The organism is Pseudomonas sp. NCHU5216 (assembly GCF_052156495.1).
GTDB lineage: Bacteria > Pseudomonadota > Gammaproteobacteria > Pseudomonadales > Pseudomonadaceae > Aquipseudomonas.
In genome coordinates this window covers 82,939-98,951 of record NZ_JBQLIX010000017.1, presented here as the reverse complement: position 1 = coordinate 98,951, position 16,013 = coordinate 82,939, and the positions used below count along the sequence as shown (strand labels likewise).

18 protein-coding genes and 1 pseudogene are annotated in these 16,013 nt (G+C 65.3%); 5 read left to right on the top strand and 14 right to left on the bottom strand.

Annotated features, from left to right (window positions below; translation table 11 throughout):
* Positions 1-134: 134 nt before the first annotated feature.
* The 8 genes from murB to ACSVIK_RS14060 form a co-directional block, all read right to left on the bottom strand.
* Positions 135-1,154 (bottom strand): UDP-N-acetylmuramate dehydrogenase, encoded by a 1,020-nt coding sequence (gene murB, locus ACSVIK_RS14095; protein ID WP_442444905.1) that lies wholly within the window; start codon positions 1,152-1,154, stop codon positions 135-137.
* Entirely contained in the window at positions 1,151-1,615 is a 465-nt protein-coding gene (locus ACSVIK_RS14090) for a low molecular weight protein-tyrosine-phosphatase (protein ID WP_442444904.1), read from the bottom strand. Before ACSVIK_RS14090 ends, murB begins: the two co-directional genes overlap by 4 nt.
* Positions 1,615-2,379: a 3-deoxy-manno-octulosonate cytidylyltransferase gene (kdsB, locus tag ACSVIK_RS14085; RefSeq protein WP_442444903.1), complete on the bottom strand. Its 765-nt coding sequence runs from the start codon at positions 2,377-2,379 to the stop codon at positions 1,615-1,617. Before kdsB ends, ACSVIK_RS14090 begins: the two co-directional genes overlap by 1 nt.
* Complete coding sequence (locus ACSVIK_RS14080) at positions 2,380-2,565, bottom strand: Trm112 family protein (RefSeq protein WP_268183161.1); 186 nt, start codon at positions 2,563-2,565, stop codon at positions 2,380-2,382.
* 19 nt (positions 2,566-2,584) lie between these two features.
* Positions 2,585-3,589 (bottom strand): tetraacyldisaccharide 4'-kinase, encoded by a 1,005-nt coding sequence (gene lpxK / locus ACSVIK_RS14075; protein WP_442444902.1) that lies wholly within the window; start codon positions 3,587-3,589, stop codon positions 2,585-2,587.
* Positions 3,590-4,018, bottom strand: coding sequence for an ExbD/TolR family protein (locus tag ACSVIK_RS14070; RefSeq protein ID WP_442444901.1), 429 nt, complete (start codon positions 4,016-4,018; stop codon positions 3,590-3,592).
* The gene (locus ACSVIK_RS14065) at positions 4,015-4,647 is read right to left on the bottom strand and encodes a MotA/TolQ/ExbB proton channel family protein (protein WP_442444900.1); all 633 of its coding nucleotides are present in this window, start codon (positions 4,645-4,647) and stop codon (positions 4,015-4,017) included. The genes ACSVIK_RS14070 and ACSVIK_RS14065 overlap by 4 nt, the downstream gene beginning before the upstream one ends.
* Before the next feature lie 69 nt (positions 4,648-4,716).
* Positions 4,717-6,957 (bottom strand): DNA internalization-related competence protein ComEC/Rec2, encoded by a 2,241-nt coding sequence (locus ACSVIK_RS14060; RefSeq protein WP_442444899.1) that lies wholly within the window; start codon positions 6,955-6,957, stop codon positions 4,717-4,719.
* Between the two features lie 95 nt (positions 6,958-7,052).
* Here ACSVIK_RS14060 and ACSVIK_RS14055 point away from each other — a divergent pair, with 95 nt between their 5' ends.
* The gene (locus ACSVIK_RS14055; protein WP_442444898.1) at positions 7,053-7,577 is read left to right on the top strand and encodes a DUF2062 domain-containing protein; all 525 of its coding nucleotides are present in this window, start codon (positions 7,053-7,055) and stop codon (positions 7,575-7,577) included.
* An 80-nt stretch (positions 7,578-7,657) separates the two neighbouring features.
* Here ACSVIK_RS14055 and ACSVIK_RS14050 read toward each other — a convergent pair whose 3' ends face one another.
* From ACSVIK_RS14050 to ACSVIK_RS14040, 3 genes are read right to left on the bottom strand one after another with little or no spacing between them, the layout of a single operon-like run.
* Complete coding sequence (locus ACSVIK_RS14050; protein ID WP_268183150.1) at positions 7,658-8,902, bottom strand: lipoprotein-releasing ABC transporter permease subunit; 1,245 nt, start codon at positions 8,900-8,902, stop codon at positions 7,658-7,660.
* Complete coding sequence (lolD, locus tag ACSVIK_RS14045; RefSeq protein ID WP_442444910.1) at positions 8,902-9,588, bottom strand: lipoprotein-releasing ABC transporter ATP-binding protein LolD; 687 nt, start codon at positions 9,586-9,588, stop codon at positions 8,902-8,904. The genes ACSVIK_RS14050 and lolD overlap by 1 nt, the downstream gene beginning before the upstream one ends.
* Positions 9,589-9,607: 19 nt before the next feature.
* Complete coding sequence (locus ACSVIK_RS14040; protein ID WP_442444897.1) at positions 9,608-10,855, bottom strand: lipoprotein-releasing ABC transporter permease subunit; 1,248 nt, start codon at positions 10,853-10,855, stop codon at positions 9,608-9,610.
* A gap of 141 nt (positions 10,856-10,996) precedes the next feature.
* Here ACSVIK_RS14040 and ACSVIK_RS14035 point away from each other — a divergent pair, with 141 nt between their 5' ends.
* The 4 genes and pseudogenes from ACSVIK_RS14035 to ACSVIK_RS14020 all read left to right on the top strand — a co-directional run.
* Positions 10,997-11,563 carry a PilZ domain-containing protein gene (locus tag ACSVIK_RS14035; RefSeq protein ID WP_442444896.1) on the top strand — a complete coding sequence of 189 codons (567 nt, stop codon included), beginning with the start codon at positions 10,997-10,999 and terminating at the stop codon, positions 11,561-11,563.
* Between the two features lie 22 nt (positions 11,564-11,585).
* Positions 11,586-11,888, top strand: coding sequence for a phosphodiesterase (locus ACSVIK_RS14030; RefSeq protein WP_442444895.1), 303 nt, complete (start codon positions 11,586-11,588; stop codon positions 11,886-11,888).
* Positions 11,885-12,604 carry a glycerophosphodiester phosphodiesterase gene (locus ACSVIK_RS14025; protein WP_442444894.1) on the top strand — a complete coding sequence of 240 codons (720 nt, stop codon included), beginning with the start codon at positions 11,885-11,887 and terminating at the stop codon, positions 12,602-12,604. Before ACSVIK_RS14030 ends, ACSVIK_RS14025 begins: the two co-directional genes overlap by 4 nt.
* 165 nt (positions 12,605-12,769) lie before the next feature.
* Positions 12,770-12,949: pseudogene (locus ACSVIK_RS14020) on the top strand (glycerophosphodiester phosphodiesterase); the annotation flags it as partial.
* A gap of 317 nt (positions 12,950-13,266) precedes the next feature.
* Here ACSVIK_RS14020 and sthA read toward each other — a convergent pair.
* The 3 genes from sthA to ACSVIK_RS14005 all read right to left on the bottom strand — a co-directional run bounded on the left by sthA (position 13,267) and on the right by ACSVIK_RS14005 (position 16,013).
* Positions 13,267-14,661, bottom strand: a complete 1,395-nt coding sequence (sthA, locus tag ACSVIK_RS14015; protein ID WP_442444893.1) for a Si-specific NAD(P)(+) transhydrogenase — start codon at positions 14,659-14,661, stop codon at positions 13,267-13,269.
* 99 nt (positions 14,662-14,760) lie between these two features.
* Complete coding sequence (gene nqrM / locus ACSVIK_RS14010) at positions 14,761-14,991, bottom strand: (Na+)-NQR maturation NqrM (protein ID WP_442444892.1); 231 nt, start codon at positions 14,989-14,991, stop codon at positions 14,761-14,763.
* Entirely contained in the window at positions 14,988-16,013 is a 1,026-nt protein-coding gene (locus tag ACSVIK_RS14005) for an FAD:protein FMN transferase (protein WP_442444891.1), read from the bottom strand. Before ACSVIK_RS14005 ends, nqrM begins: the two co-directional genes overlap by 4 nt.

Genomic DNA, 16,013 nt, shown 5'->3' with positions numbered 1-16,013 from the left:
TGCGTTTCTTTTGCTTACTTTTCTTTGCGCACTTCAAAGAAAAGTGAGTCGCCCGAGGGGGCGAAACCCGGAATATCGGAAGACACCCAAAGCGGCGTCCAGAACACCAACACACAAACTTGCCAGTCCAGGGCTCACAGCACGTTAGGCTCGATCTCCAGCTCGACGCCGAAGCGCGCCAACACATCAGCCTGGATACGCTGCGCCAGCTCCAGCAGTTGCGCGCCGCTGGCCGCGCCGTAGTTGACCAGCACCAACGCCTGCTGGCGATGCACCCCGGCATCACCTTCCCGGAAGCCCTTCCACCCTGCCCGCTCGATCAGCCAGCCGGCAGCCAGCTTGACCTGGCCGGCACCCGCCGGGTAGCTGACCAGGTCGGCATGCTCGGCGCGGATGCGCTCGGCCAGCTCGAACGGCACCACCGGGTTTTTGAAGAAACTGCCGGCATTGCCCAGCTCGGCCGGGTCCGGCAGCTTTTCGCTGCGAATGGCGCAGATCGCCTGGCTGACCTCGCTGGCGCTGGGCACGTCGATATCCATGTCCAGCAGACGCTGGCGCACCGGCCCGTAGTCCAGACGCAAGGTCGGCGTGCGACTCAAGCGCAGGCGCACGCGCAGGATCAGCCAGCGCCCGGCTTCGCGCTTGAACAGGCTGTCGCGATAGGCGAAGGCGCATTCTTCCAGGCCGAAGTCACGCAGCTCGCCGTTCTGCCGATCCAGCGCGGTGAGGCTGACGAACAGATCCTTGAGCTCCACGCCATAGGCGCCGATGTTCTGCATCGGCGCGGCCCCGACGGTGCCGGGAATCAGGCTGAGGTTTTCCAGGCCATTGAGGCCCTGGGCCAGGCTCCACTGCACGAAGGGGTGCCAGGGCTCGCCGGCCTCGGCCTCCACCAGCACCTGCTCGCCGTCGTCTTCGACAATGCGAATGCCACGGCTGGCCATGCGCAGCACCAGCGCCTCGACATCGCCGGTCAGCAGCAGGTTGCTACCGCCGCCGATCACCAGCAGCGGCAGATCGCGCTGTGCGGCGAGCGTCAGGGCTTCACGCACCTCGGCATCGTCATGGGCCTCGGCGAACAGCCGTGCGCATACCTCGACGCCGAAGCTGTTGAAGGGCTTGAGCGACACGTCGCTCTGCAGATTCAGGCTCACAGACGCCCCTTGATTTCCACCAGCAGCGCATCACTGGCCTGTTCGATCAGATCCAGCACCTGCTCGAAGCCGTCTTCGCCGCCGTAGTAAGGATCGGGCACTTCATCCAGGGCCAGTTCATAGCGACGCAGATAAAGGTCGAGATCGGCGCGAGCATCCCCCGGGCGCAGGGCCTCGAGGTTGCGCAGGTTGCTCTTGTCCATGGCCAGGATCAGGTCGAAGCGCTGAAAGTCTGCTGCCTCCACCTGGCGCGCGCGCTGCGCCGACAGGTCATAGCCACGGCGCAGCGCGGCCTGGCGGGTGCGACCGTCCGGCGCCTTGCCCACGTGCCAGTCGCCAGTGCCAGCGGAATCCACCTGTACCCGATCCTCCAGCCCCGCCGCGTGCAGCTTGTGGCGCAGCACGCCTTCGGCGGTGGGCGAACGGCAGATATTGCCCAGGCAAACGAACAGAACCTTCATCAGGCCCCCAACAGGCGGCGTACCCGCTCCAGGTCTTCAGCGGTATCGACACCGGCTGCCGGCGCCTCCAGCGCATCGGCGACATGAATACGCACACCGTTGTACAGCGCCCGCAGTTGCTCCAGGCACTCGGTGTCTTCCAGCCAGCACGGGCCCCAGGCAACGAAATCGTGCAGAAAGCCGGCGCGGTAGGCGTAGATGCCGATATGGCGGCGATAAGGCACGCCAGCCGGCAACACCTCGCGGCTCTTGGCGAAGGCATCGCGCGCCCAGGCCAGCGGCGCGCGGCTGAAGGTCAGGGCCAGGCCGTTCTTGTCGGCCACCACCTTGACCACGTTGGGGTTGAACAGCGCGGCAACGTCGTCGATGGGCTCGGCCAGGGTGGCGATACCTGCCTGCGGATTGGCCGCCAGGTTGGCCGCGACCTGATCGATGATGGCCGGCGGAATCAAGGGCTCGTCGCCCTGCACGTTGACCACGATGGCATCGGCCGGCAAACCAAGCTGAGTGGCGACTTCGGCCAGGCGGTCGGTGCCGGAATTGTGATCCTCGCGGGTCAGCAGCACCTCGGCACCGAAGCCCTGGCAAGCCTCGACGATGCGTGCATCGTCGGTGGCGATCACCACGCGGCTGGCCGAGCTCTTCTGCGCCTGTTCCCAGACGTGCTGCACCATGGGCTTGCCGGCGATGTCCTGCAGCGGCTTGCCGGGCAGGCGGGTGGAGGCGTATCGGGCGGGGATGACGACGGTGAAGGCTGCGCTCATTTACTTGTCCAGACGCTCGTCGGTGGTCAGGGTGCGGGCTTCGCTCTCCAGCATCACCGGGATGCCGTCGCGGATCGGGTAAGCCACGCCGGCGCCCTTGCTGATCAGTTCGGTCTTGTCTTCGGAAAGCTGCAGCGGGCCCTTGCAGATCGGGCAGGCGAGAATGTCGAGCAGTTTCGGGTCCATGATGGAGTCCTTGCTGGGGTCATCGAGACCCCGGTATGAGGCGGGCCAACGCCTTGTCCAGCCAGTCGACGAAGGCCGCCGTGGGCACGGCATCGACGGCCAGGTACCACCAGTCGGCGGCGGCGAAGGCCCGGCATTTCACCGCATCCTTCTCGGTCATCAGCAGCGGCAGCGGCGGCTCGAAAGCGAGCTGCGCGGCATCGTACTGGGCGTGGTCGGCGAAGGGGTGCGGAACCGGGCGCCAGTTTAGCGCTTCGAGGGTATTGAAGAAACGCTGCGGGTTGCCGATACCCGCCACCGCATGCACGGTCTGCCCGGCCGGGAAATGCTCGAGCCCTACCCGCTCGCCACTGGCCAGGTTGACCAATGCCGAAGGTTGCAGGCGGAAGGCAAATCCATCGGGGCGATCTGACTCGGCGCCATTGAACAGCACGGCGTCTACCTCATCCAGGCGCTCGGCCGGCTCACGCAGCGGCCCGGCCGGCAGGCAGCGGCGGTTGCCCAGGCCACGGGCGGCATCGATCAGCACCAGTTCCAGGTCGCGCGCCAGGCGGTAGTGCTGCAGGCCGTCGTCGCAGAGGATCAGATCCAGCGCCTCTTCGGCCAGCAGCGCGCGCACTGCGCGGCTGCGATCCGGGTCGATCATCAAGGGCACGCCCGTGCGCTGGACGATCAGCAGCGGCTCGTCACCGGCCTGCGTGGCCGGCTGCTCGGCACGCACGCGCCAGGGCAGGCTAGGCGGCGTGGCGCCATAACCCCGGCTGACCACGCCGACCTTGAGGCCGCGAGCGCGGCAGTGTTCGATAAGGAAGAGGATCAGCGGCGTCTTGCCGGTGCCGCCGACGGTGATGTTGCCCACCACCAGCACCGGCACCGGCGCGCGATAGATGTCGCCCTCCCCGGCCAGGAAGCGCGCACGTTTGCCCTGCACCACGCGGCGATACAGGCACTCCAGCGGGCGCAGCAGCGCCAGCGCCGGGTGGCCGCGATACCAGGCCTCGAGCAGACGGTCAGCGACGCTCACTCAGGGAGCTTCCTGCGCTTCCACCGTGGTCATGCGCAGGTGCGCGAAGCCCAGCTCGCCGGCCGCGTCCATGGCGGTGATCACCGCCTGGTGCGGGGTCTTGCCGTCGGCGCTGATGATCAGCGGCAGACTGTTGTCACCGTCGGATTCCTTCTGCATGGCGGCCATCAGATTCTTCAGATTGCTTTCCATCAGCGCCTTGCCGTTGACCGAATAGCTGCCATCGGCGCCGATCAGCACCTCGATCTGCTTGAGCTCGGTCTGCTCCGGCGGCGTACCGCTGGCGGCCTCGGGCAGGTCGACCTTGAGCTGGGTCTCACGGGTGAAGGTGGTGGTGACCACGAAGAACAGCAGCAGGATGAACACCACGTCGATCAACGAGGCCAGGTTGATCTCGACGTTCTCCCGCGGTTTGCGCCGGAATTTCACGCCTTGTCCTCGCCCAGGTCGACGTCGCGATCACCCTGCACCATTTCCACCAGTTTGATCGCCTCCTGCTCCATGCCCACCACCAGCTCGTCGACGCGGCGCTGCAGATAGCGGTGGAAGAACAGCGCCGGAATCGCCACGAACAGCCCCGAAGCGGTGGTGATCAGGGCCTTGGAGATACCGCCGGCGAGGATCGCCGCATTGCCGGTGCCATTGCCCATGAAGGAGCTGAAAATGTCGATCATGCCCAGCACGGTGCCGAGCAGGCCGAGCAACGGGGCGATGCCGGCGATGGTGCCGAGGGCGTTGAGGTAGCGCTCCAGCTCATGGATGACGCGGGCGGCGGCCTCCTCGATGCACTCTTTCATGACCTCGCGGCCATGCTTGGAGTTGGCCAGGCCAGCGGCGAGGATCTGCCCCAGCGGCGAGTGCTCGCGCAGTTCCTTGAGTTTCTGGTTGTTCAGCTTCTTGTCCTTGATCCAGCGCCACACCTGGGCCAGCAGATTGGCCGGAGTGACGCGGGCGGGCCGCAGGGTCCAGAGGCGCTCGGCGATGATGCCGGCAGCGGCGATGGAGCAGAGAATGATCGGCAGCATCATCCAGCCGCCAGCTTTGACCAGTTCCCACACGGTAGTGAATCCCCCTCGAAAAAGTCGCGCCACTCTAGCATAGGGTTCAAAGGGTCTGTGGGCGTTTCGTCACAGCCGCGGCTCTCGGCCATCCCGCCAGAAGCGAGGCTTTTCACGCTCTCCGCGCACCCTGCCATGCGCGCCCAATGTCAGTTGCAGCGCACCGCTGATGGCCGTGTCGTGTACCTGCGCGCCAATCTGCCGATAGCGCGCCAGCACCTGGGGGTGCGGGTGGCCGAAATGATTGTGGCGCCCGCGCACGATCAAGGCATGCCGTGGCGCCAGACCTTCGACCAGGGCCTGGCTCGATGAGCTGCGACTGCCGTGGTGCGGTGCCAGCAACCACTGCACCGGGCGCGGCAGGTCACTGGCCAGCAGCGCCGCCTCGGCCGCTGCATCGATATCACCGGTCAGCAGCAGACGTTCCCCCTGCGCATCTATCAACAGCACGCAGGAACGCTGGTTACCCGTCTCGCCCTGCGCCCACTGCCAGGTCGCAAAGCGCACCCCATCCCACTGCCAACGCTCACCGCTCTGGCAGGGCTCGGCCGGCCTGGGCAACGGGCGGCGCTGGGGCTCGCCACTGACCAGGCGCGCCACCGGCAGGCCAGCCAGGATCGCCTCGGCGCCACCGGCATGATCGCTGTCAGCATGGCTGAGCAGCAACAGATCGAGGCGCGAGACATTCAGTGTGCGCAGAGAGGGCAGCACCACCCGCTCGCCGACGTCGAAATCACCAAAACGAGGCCCGGCATCGTAGAGCAGGCTGTGCTCACGGGTGCGCACCAGCACCGACAACCCCTGGCCGACATCGAACAGCCAGACCTCGGCCCGCCCCGCCGGCAACTTCTCCGCAGGCAACAGCAATGCCGGCAGGAGCAAGGCGATACCCGGCAAACGCAGGGGAATGCCCGCTGGCAGGAGCATCAGCAACGCCCCGCCGAGCGCCATCAACCAGGCCCACCCGGGCAGACTGCTGGGCAGCCAGGCTGGCAACCAGGCGGCGATCCAGCCCAGCATGACGAACAACAGGTGCAGCGCGGCCCCGGCCAGCCACAACAACCCGCCACCCACGACAGGGATTGGCAACAGCAAGGTGCCAAGCAGCGCCAGGGGCACCACCAGCAGGCTCACCCAGGGCACCGCGAGCAGATTGGCCAGCGGCCCGCTGATGCTCACTGGCAGGCCCAGCGCCAGCATCATCGGCAGCAGGCCGATGGCCATGGTCCATTGCGCGCGCGTCAGGCCCTGCCACCAGCCCCAGCGCCCAAGGCGACCACCGAAGATCAGGGTCAACAGCGCCACCGCTGCGAACGACAGCCAGAAACCTGGTTGCAGCGCCGCCAGGGGTTCGAGGATCAGCACCAACAACAAGGCGATCAGCAGCGGCCAGCCCACGCCCAGATGACGAAAGCGCAGACGCCACAGCAGCACCAGCGCCACCATCACGCAGGCGCGCCTGACCGGCACCTCGAACCCCGCCAGCAGCCCATAGAACAGTGCGCCGGCCAGCGCCAGCAGGCAGGCACAGGGCAACCAGGGCAGGCGCCTGGGCCACCAACCGAGACGCGCCAGGCCAGCCACCAGGGCGTACAGAAAACCGGCCAGCAAGGCGATGTGCTGCCCGGATATGACCATCAGGTGCACCGTGCCGGTGTGCTGCAAGAGGCGCCAGTCCGCCGTGCTGAGCCCGGAGCCATCGCCCAGCACCAGCGCTGCCAGGCCACCCTCGCGATCCATTGCCGGCGTGGCCAGCAGCCTCTGACGCAGGGCATCGCGCCAACTGCTCAGGCCTTGCGCTGGGCTCAGGCGTCGCCCGGCCTTGATGGTGCCGGTGGCACCGATACGCTGGGCCAGCAACCAGGCTTCGTAATCGAAGCCCTGCGGGTTGACCAGCCCCTGCGGGCGCTTGAGGTTGACCGCCAGGCGCCAGCGCTCACCAGCATGCAGTTGCGGTCCGCCATACCAGGCCAGGCGCATGCGTTGCGGCAGTCGTGCACGCCGAGAAGTAGCACCCTCGAAGCGAAAACGCATCACGCCCTCGCCCACCTCCGGCAGCCCCACCACCTGCCCTTCGAGCCACAGCGTGCGGCCATCGAGCTCGGGTGCCAGGCGATCATCCAGCGCCCATTGCGCCGAGGTGCAGGCCCAGGCCAGGCCGAGCAGGAAGAAGCCCAACGGGTAAAGACGGGAAAACAGCAGCAGAGTACCGACGCCGAACGCTGCCAGCAGCAGTTCCGTCGACGGCAAGGCCGGTAGAAAGGACAAGGCCAGCAATCCTGCGGCCAACGCCAGCATCCCTGCGCGCATCGCCATTCCCTCGTGGCAAGTGGTCACAATATCTTCAGACCATCGTCCCTGAGTGCGGGCATAATGACACGGCTCGTGATCGTCAGAGACCCTTCATGCCGCGCCGTCTATTCAAACGCTACATGCCCTCGCCGGAAAGTATCAAGACCAGCAAGTCCTTGCGCTTTCTCGGTACGCTGATTCATGACCCCAATCTCTGGCACCTGAATCGCCATTGCGTGGCACGCGCCATGGCCATCGGCCTGTTCTGGGCGCTGATTCCCATGCCCATGCAGATGGTGGCGGCGGCGGCCGTGGCCATCCCCTTGCGCGCCAACCTGCCGATTTCCATTGGCCTGGTGTGGCTGACCAACCCCATCACCATGCCGCCGATCTTCTATTGCACCTACAAGTTCGGCGCCTGGCTGAGCAACACGCCATCGATGCGCATGCCCTCGCACCTGAGCCTGGAATGGTTCACCGCCGAGCTGGCCACCTTGTGGAAACCCCTGTACCTGGGCTCCTTCGTCACCGCCGTGGTGCTGGCCCTACTCGGCTACTGCCTGACCATGCTCTATTGGCGCTGGTGGGTACAGCGTAGCTGGCGCAAGCGCCAGCAGAGTAGGCAAAAGCAGTTATAAGCGGCAAGCTTCAAGCGGCAAGTAAAGCACCATCCACTTGCAGCTTGTGGCTTGCCGCTTGCCGCTTGCCGCTTGCCGCTTCATTCGTAGCGCAACGCTTCGGCTGGCTGTACCTGCGCCGCACGCCAGGAGGGATAGAGCGTGGCCAGGAAGCTGAGGATCAGCGCCGCCGAGCAGATCAGCGCCACGTCCAGCCATTGCAGATCCGACGGTAGGCTGTTGATGAAGTAGACGTCGGAGCTCAGTACCCGCTCACCGGCGAAGGACTCCAACCAAGCCACCAGAGCGCTGACATTGAGTGCGGCGAGCACACCCAGCACCGCGCCGATCAGGGTACCGACCAGGCCGATCACCGAGCCCTGCACCATGAAGATGGCCATGATCTGCCGCGGCGTGGCGCCCAGGGTGCGCAGGATGGCGATGTCACCGCCCTTGTCGGACACCACCATGATCAGCGTGGCGATGATGTTGAAGGCCGCCACCGCGACGATCAACAGCAGCAGCAGGCCGATCATGGTCTTCTCCATCTTCATCGCGCTGAACAGGCTGCCCTGGGTGTGCGTCCAGTCATCGGCACGGTAGCCGGCGCCCAGCTCGGCCACCAGGGCCTTGGACACCTGCGGCGCCTGATACAGATCCTTCAACGCCAGGCGAATGCCCGGCACGGTGCCCTCCGGCAGACGCTGCATGGCAGCGGCGTCGGCGACGTTGATCAGCGCCAGCGAACTGTCCAGCTCGGCGCCCACCTTGAAGATCGCCGCCACGTTCAGGCGCTGCATGCGCGGCGTGACACCACCCGGGGCGTTGCTCAGCTCGGGGATGATCAGGGTCAGCTTGTCGCCCACCTGCAGGCCGAAGCGGCGCGCGGTGATGTCGCCGATGACCACGCCGAACTCACCCGGCTGCAGATTGTTCAGGCTGCCCTGGCGGATATGCTCGGGCAGGATCGACACCTTGGCCTCCTCGGCCGGGTCGATGCCATGAATCTGGATCGGCTGCATCACGCCACGGTGCGAGAGCATGCCCTCCAGCTCGGCATAAGGAGCCGCAGCCACGACCTGCGGGTTGGCCATGGCCTTGGCGGCCAGGGCACGCCAGTCGGCCACCGGCTCGGCGCCATAGAGCATGGCGTGCGGCACCATGCCGAGGATGCGCGTGCTCATTTCCTTCTGGAAGCCATTCATCACCGACAGCACCACGATCATCGCCAGCACGCCGAGCGCCAGGCCGATCATCGAGGTCAGCGAAATGAAGGAGATGAAGTGATTGCGGCGCTTGGCCCGCGTGTAGCGGGTGCCGATGAACAGACTCAGCGGACGAAACATCAGATGGCCACCAGCTTGCCGTCCTGCAGGCTCAGCACGCGATCCATCTGCCGCGCCAGCTGCATGTCGTGGGTCACCACCAGGAAGGCGGTGTTGGAATCCTGGCTGAGTTCGCGCATCAGCTCCTGGATGCCTTCGGCGGTGTGCTGGTCGAGGTTGCCGGTAGGCTCGTCGAGCAGCACCAGGCCCGGACGGTTGACCAGGGCGCGGGCAATGGCCACGCGCTGACGCTCGCCGCCGGACAGCTCGGCCGGCTTGTGATCGAGGCGGTGACCGAGGCCAACCCGCTGCAGCAGCGCGGTGGCGCGCTGGCGCGCCTCGGGGATCGGCGTCTTGCCGATCAGCAGCGGCATGCAGGCATTTTCCAGGGCGGTAAACTCGGCCAGCAGGTGGTGGAACTGGTAAACGAAACCCAGCGCGCGGTTACGCAGCAGACCACGGGCAGTTTCGCTGAGCGCGGAAAGCTGCTCACCGGCCAGCCACACGCTGCCCTCGCTGGGTGTATCCAGGCCACCGAGCATGTTCAGCAAGGTGCTCTTGCCCGAACCGGAGCTGCCGACGATGGCCACCCGCTCGCCGGGGAAAAGCTCCAGTTCCAGGCCATCGAGCACCACCACCGACTCGGGGCCTTCGTCGTAACGCTTGCTCAGGTTGCGGCAACTGAGCACGGCATTGTGCTGTTTCATGGCGTTCGGGTTCATGGATTCACTCATAACGCAGGGCCTCGGCAGGCTGGGTACGCGAAGCGCGCCAGGCGGGATACAGGGTGGCGAAGAAACTCAGGAACAGGGCGGCGCTGCAGACCATGATGACGTCGGCAGACTGCAGTTGCGACGGCAGGTAATCGATGAAATAGACGTCGGCATTGAGGAACTTGATGCCCAGCAGGTGTTCGATGCTGGCGATCAGGGCGCTGACGTTGAGCGCGGCGAGAATGCCCAGCACGGCGCCGATCAGGGTGCCGACCACGCCGATCACCGTGCCCTGCACCATGAAGATGGCCATGATCTGCCGGGGCGTGGCGCCCAGGGTACGCAGAATGGCGATATCGCCCTTCTTATCGTTCACCACCATCACCAGGGTGGAGATGATGTTGAACGCAGCCACGGCGACGATCAGCAACAGCAGCAGGCCGATCATGGTCTTCTCCATGCGGATGGCCTGGTACAGGTTGCCATGGGTGCGCGTCCAGTCGCGGGCGTAGAAATCGCCATCCAGGCGCTGGGCGATTTCCCAGGCCGCACGCGGGGCCTGGAACAGGTCATCGAACTTCAGACGCAGCCCCTGCACCTGATCAGGTTGCCAGCGTTTCAGGCGTGCCAGGTCACTGATGTTGGCCAGGGCCAGGCCGCCGTCGATCTCGCCAGCACCGACATGGAAGATGCCGCTGATGGTGAAGCGCTTCAGGCGCGGGAACATGCCGGCCGGGGTCACGGTGACCTCGGGGGCGACGAAAGTGACCTTGTCGCCGACCTTCACGCCCAACTTGGTCGCGGCCTTGTCGCCGATGATCATGGCGAACTCGCCAGGCGCCAGGCTCGCCAGATCGCCTTCGCGCAGGAAGTTGTCGATGATCGACACCTTATGCTCCTGCTCCGGGTCGATGGCGTTGATCAGCACCTTCTGCACCTTGCCATCATGGGTCAGCAGGCCCTGCATCTGGGTGAAGGGCGCCACCGCCAGCACCCGTGGATTCTGCCTGACCTGGCGCTCCAGCGCCGGCCAGTCGCTCACCGGCGTGGCCGATTCGACCGTGGCATGCGGGATCATGCCCAGCACCCGGGTACGCATTTCGTGGTCGAAACCATTCATCACCGACAGCACCAGAATCATCACCATCACCCCCAGGGCGAGGCCGAGCATGGAGGTCAGGGAAATGAAGGAAACGAAGTGGTTACGGCGTTTGGCTCGTGTGTAGCGCGTACCGATGAAGACGAACAGAGGTTTGAACATGTCGGGGGAGGATTCGGGGGAAAGAGGAACGTCCTTGTGGCGGGGCCCGAGCAGCGGCCTTACACTCAGAACCAGTGCGAACCTGGCCCTGGCCGGATCGTCAACGAGTTCTCTGACCACCACTGCTGCCATGGGTTCGCCATGTCGACCAACGATGTAGATGATCGCCGCGAATACTACCGTATCGAGGATACGATCGCACTGGAATTCAACCTGCTTTCCGGTGCCGAAGCCCAGTCCAGCGACGTGCTTCACGATGCCTCTCCGCTGTTCAACCTGCTCAGCGACCTGCACCTGCTGGACTTCGAGTCGCAGCACCTGCTGCGCCATATCAGCGAGCGCGACCGCACCCTGGCCAACTACCTCAAGGTGATCAACAAGCGCATCGACCTGCTCGGCCAGGCCATGGCCCAGAGCCTGTTGCGTGACATCGGCTCGGCTCGGCGCGTGTCGCTGTCCGAGGGTGGTATCAGCTTCAACAACCTGAACCCTGTCTCGCCCGGCAGCCATCTGGCGATCAAGATGGTGCTGATGCCGCAGGCACTCGGCCTGCTGCTGCGCGCGCAGGTGGTGCACTGCAGCCAGCGCGCCGATGGCCAGTACGAGATCGGTACCGAGTTCGAGGCACTGACCGATGCCCAGCGCCAGTTGCTGGCCCGCCACATCCTGCAGAAACAGGCGCTGGAACGGCGCCAGGCCCGCGAATGACCCCCGTCGAGGAAGCCCCAGCATGCACCGCCTCGCTCTGCTGATCTCCCTGCTCATACCCGGCGCCCTGCTCGCCGAGACCCTGATCATTCCCATCGGCAGCCAGGGTGCCGATATCGACACGCAGAACCTGCCGCACAAGGGCGAGTCACAGCGTGCGGTGCTGGAGCGTTTCGGCCTCGCCGATGAGGAACACGCGCCGGTCGGCAAGCCGCCGATCACGCGCTGGGACTACCGCGATTTCAGCGTCTATTTCGAGTACGAACATGTCATCGACAGCGTGCGTCACCATCAGCCACGTCACCCCGCCAAGGAGCAACAGTGACCCTCATCTACGGCCATCGCGGCGCCAAGGGCGAAGCCCCGGAAAACACCCTGGTCAGCTTCCAGCGTTGCCTGGAGCACGGCGTCAAACGCTGTGAGCTGGATCTGCATCTCTCCCGTGACGGCGAGCTGATGGTGATTCATGACCCGACCCTCAAACGCACCACCGGCCAGCGCGGCAAGGTGGTCGAGCACGACGCCGACGACCTGGAAGGCTACGACGCTCGCCAGGGCGGCCCCGGCTGGGTACGCCCCTGCCCCATTCCACGCCTGCGCACGCTGTTCGAGCAGTGCCCATTCGAGCACTGGCAACTGGAGGTGAAAAGCGCCTCGAAGGTTCGCGCGGCGCGCACCGTGCTGGCCATTGCCGAGCTGGCCGAGCAACATGGCCTGCAGGAGCGCATCAGCATCACCTCCAGCTCGCGTGAGGTGCTCAAGGCCGCGCGCGAACTGACGCCGCACCTGCAACTGGGCCTGGTCGCCGAATACGCCTGGCTCGACCCGCTCAAGGTGGCGGCGCACTACGACTGTCACCTGCTGGCGCTGAACTGGACGCTGTGCACCCCGGAGCGCCTGCTCAAGGCGCAGAAGCAAGGGCTGCACGTCTCGGTATGGACGGTCAATGAACCGGCCCTGATGCGCCGCCTCGCTGACTTCGGCGTCGACAGCATCATCACCGACTTCCCTGGCCTGGCGGTGCAGACGCTGCGCGGTTGAACCTCGTAGGGTGCGCCCTGCGCACCAGCACTCGGCTCGGAGCCTGCTCCGTCGATAGCCCTGGTGCGCGCAGCGCACCCTACGAACTCGCGCCTGCAGCGGAAACCACGTAGCCCGGATGCAATCCGGGGAAGCCTGCACCCAAGCTCCCGGATTGCATCCGGGCTACGACTGAACTGGACGCGGTGCACCCCGGAGCGCCTGCTCAAGGCGCAGAAGCAAGGCCTGCACGTCTCGGTATGGACGGTCAATGAACCGGCCCTGATGCGTCGCCTCGCCGACTTCGGTGTCGACAGCATCATCACCGACTTCCCCGGCCTCGCGGTGCAGACGTTGCGCGGTTGAACCTCGTAGGGTGCGCCCTGCGCACCAGCACTCGGCTCGGAGCCAGCTCCGTCGATAGCCCTGGTGCGCGCAGCGCACCCTACAACGTAACCAGCCGCCACGTAGCCCGGATGCAATCCGGGGATGCCTGCACCCGAACTCCCGGATTGCATCCGGGCTACCCATACAACCGCCCATAACGACAAAACCGGCGCGAGGCCGGTTTTGTCGTTGCTGCAGCCTGAGACGCTAGAAGCTCTCCCGATTCGGCCAGCGCCAGTCGCAAGCCTGCTCCCAGCCCACCTCCCCGACCGGCTCAGGCCGCCGGCCGGAGCCGCTCAAAAAAGCCGGTTGAGGCCGTCGAACGCCGCTACCCGATAGGCCTCGGCCATGGTCGGGTAGTTGAAGGTGGTGTTGATGAAGTACTTGACCGTGTTGGCCTCGCCCTTCTGGTTCATGATCGCCTGGCCGATATGCACGATCTCCGAAGCCTGGTAGCCGAAGCAGTGCACGCCGAGCACTTCCAGGGTCTCGCGGTGGAAGAGGATCTTCAGCATGCCCACTGGCTCTACCGAGATCTGCGCACGGGCCATGCCCTTGAAGAAGGCCTTGCCCACTTCGTAGGGGATCTTGGCCTGGGTCAGCTCACGCTCGTTCTTGCCGATCGAGCTGATCTCCGGGATGGTGTAGATGCCGGTGGGCACGTCATCGACGAAGCGCCAGCTACCGTTGTCGACGATACTGCCGGCAGCGGAACGGCCCTGGTCGGAGGCGGCACTGGCCAGGCTCGGCCAGCCGATCACGTCACCGGCGGCGTAAACGTTGCTGACCTCGGTGCGATAGAACTCGTCCACCTGGATCTGGCCACGGCTGTTGACCGCGATGCCGATGTTCTCCAGGCCCAGCTTGTCGGTGTTGCCGGTGCGGCCGTTACACCACAGCAGGGCGTCTGCCTTGATCTTCTTGCCCGACTTCAGGTGCAGGATGACACCGTTCTCCAGGCCTTCGATGCGCTCGTACTCCTCGTTGTGACGAATCAGCACGTTGTTGTTGCGCAGGTGGTAGCTCAAGGCATCGGAGATCTCGTCGTCGAGGAAGCTGAGCAACTGATCGCGGTTGTCGATCAGATCCACCAGCACACCCAGACCACTGAAGATCGAGGCGTACTCGCTGCCGATCACGCCGGCACCGTAGATGATCAGGCGGCGCGGCGTGTGGCCGAGACTGAGGATGGTGTCGCTGTCGTAGATGCGCGGGTGGCTGAAGTCGACATCGGCAGGGCGATAGGGACGGGAGCCGGTGGCAATGACGAACTGCTTGGCCACCAGCTTCTCCACCACGCCATTGAGGCAGACCACTTCGACGGTCTGCTCGTCGGCGAAGCTGGCGGTGCCAAAATAGGTGTCGATGCGGTTGCGCGCGTAGTAGCCGGTGCGCGAAGTCACCTGTTTGGCGATGACCTTCTCGGCGCTCTTGAGTACGTCGGGGAAGGAGAACCAGCGCGGCTCACCGATCTGGCGGAACATCGGGTTGGTGTTGAACTGCATGATCTGCCGCACCGAGTGGCGCAGCGCCTTGGACGGGATGGTGCCCAGGTGAGTGCAGTTGCCGCCGACCAGCGGACGGTTGTCCACCACGGCCACCTTGCGCCCGGCCTTGGCCGCGTTCATCGCCGCGCCCTCGCCCGCCGGGCCCGAGCCCAGCACCACCACATCGTAGTTGTAGACCGCCATGTTTACTCCTTCAGATCAGGCCGGAGCGCTTGTGGCGCACCCTCGGCAGGGCCGGCCCCGGATAGTGGGGCCGGCTATCGTTCAATGCTTCGCTTGCACTCAGCGCTTGCTGGCGTCGTAAGCGAGATCGGTACGCGGCGCTTCGTTCTTGTCGCGGTTCACCTCTTCGCACTTCTCGCGGCTGCCACCACAGATCGAGCACTCCTTCTCGATACCCAGGTTGGCGATGCCACCGCAAGAACCGGCGATGGGCTTGCGCCCCATGATCACGCCAATGGCCATCATGCCGACGACCAGGATCATGGCCAGAAATGCCACCAGAAAAGTCATTGCTCATCTCCCGCAGCGAATAGCTGCTCGAATCGGCTCGTGCCTTGTGTGACGAAGCCCTTGCCCTCTCGCGTCACGAAGAACGCGGCAATCCCGTTACGCTCGGCGAAGGCCATGCCGGCCTCCGGCCCGAGCACCATCAACAGAGTAGACAAGCCATCGGCGCGCAAGGTCGATGGATCGGCCACGGTGACAGCCGCCAGCTTGTGGCGCACGGGGCGCCCACTCAAGGCGTCGAACGTGTGCGAGTAGCGCTGGCCATTCTCCTCGAAATAGTTGCGGTAATCACCCGAGGTGGAGATACCGTAGCCATCGAGTTGCAGAATGCGCTGCGCCACACGCTCGTCGTCGCGCGGTGCTTCCAGGCCGATACGCCAGTGCTTGCCATCGGGCTTGAGCCCGGCGGCCTTGAGTTCGCCCGTGGCCTCCACCAGATAGCTGGTGACACCCAGCTCGCCGAGACGGGCGACGATGCGATCCACCGCATAGCCAGCGGCGATGCTGTTGAAGTCGACCTGCACGTCGGCGTCCTTGCACAGTTGCTCACCCTCGATATGCAGGTGCTGCTGGCCGACACGCTGGCGTACCTCGGCCAGTTGCTCGGCGCTCGGCACCGCCTCGCCCTTGCCGCGCGGGCCGAAGCCCCAGAGGTCGAGCAAGGGTTCGAGGGTCAGGTCGAAGGCGCCCTGGCTTTCCTCGTGCAGGCGATTGCCGGCTCGTACCAGTTCCAGCACGCCCTCGGGCATGGCCTGGCAGGTACCGGCTGGCGCCTGGTTGAAGCGCTCGATCAGCGAGTCATCCCGGTAGGTGGACATCTGCTGGTCGATCTCGGCGAGGATCGCCTCGGTGGCCGCCTTGATCTCGGCTTGTGGCGCCACGCCTTCGCTGCGCACGTACTTGACCGAATAGGTGCTGCCCATGGTCGGGCCGCCGAACTCTTCGACACGCTCAGAATGCAAGCAGCCCGTTAGGGCTGCCGCCAGGGCGACAGCGATAACGGGCTGAAATACAGCAGACTTCAT

Bases quoted from the DNA above. Each gene is read 5' to 3' on its own strand.
- ACSVIK_RS14090 (WP_442444904.1), bottom strand. From the start codon at position 1,615: ATGAAGGTTCTGTTCGTTTGCCTGGGCAATATCTGCCGTTCGCCCACC.
- kdsB (WP_442444903.1), bottom strand. From the start codon at position 2,379: ATGAGCGCAGCCTTCACCGTCGTCATCCCCGCCCGATACGCCTCCACC.
- ACSVIK_RS14080 (WP_268183161.1), bottom strand. From the start codon at position 2,565: ATGGACCCGAAACTGCTCGACATTCTCGCCTGCCCGATCTGCAAGGGC.
- ACSVIK_RS14060 (WP_442444899.1), bottom strand. From the start codon at position 6,957: ATGCGCGCAGGGATGCTGGCGTTGGCCGCAGGATTGCTGGCCTTGTCC.
- ACSVIK_RS14055 (WP_442444898.1), top strand. From the start codon at position 7,053: ATGCCGCGCCGTCTATTCAAACGCTACATGCCCTCGCCGGAAAGTATC.
- ACSVIK_RS14050 (WP_268183150.1), bottom strand. From the start codon at position 8,902: ATGTTTCGTCCGCTGAGTCTGTTCATCGGCACCCGCTACACGCGGGCC.
- lolD (WP_442444910.1), bottom strand. From the start codon at position 9,588: ATGAAACAGCACAATGCCGTGCTCAGTTGCCGCAACCTGAGCAAGCGT.
- ACSVIK_RS14040 (WP_442444897.1), bottom strand. From the start codon at position 10,855: ATGTTCAAACCTCTGTTCGTCTTCATCGGTACGCGCTACACACGAGCC.
- ACSVIK_RS14035 (WP_442444896.1), top strand. From the start codon at position 10,997: ATGTCGACCAACGATGTAGATGATCGCCGCGAATACTACCGTATCGAG.
- ACSVIK_RS14030 (WP_442444895.1), top strand. From the start codon at position 11,586: ATGCACCGCCTCGCTCTGCTGATCTCCCTGCTCATACCCGGCGCCCTG.
- sthA (WP_442444893.1), bottom strand. From the start codon at position 14,661: ATGGCGGTCTACAACTACGATGTGGTGGTGCTGGGCTCGGGCCCGGCG.
- nqrM (WP_442444892.1), bottom strand. From the start codon at position 14,991: ATGACTTTTCTGGTGGCATTTCTGGCCATGATCCTGGTCGTCGGCATG.
- ACSVIK_RS14005 (WP_442444891.1), bottom strand. From the start codon at position 16,013: ATGAAGTCTGCTGTATTTCAGCCCGTTATCGCTGTCGCCCTGGCGGCA.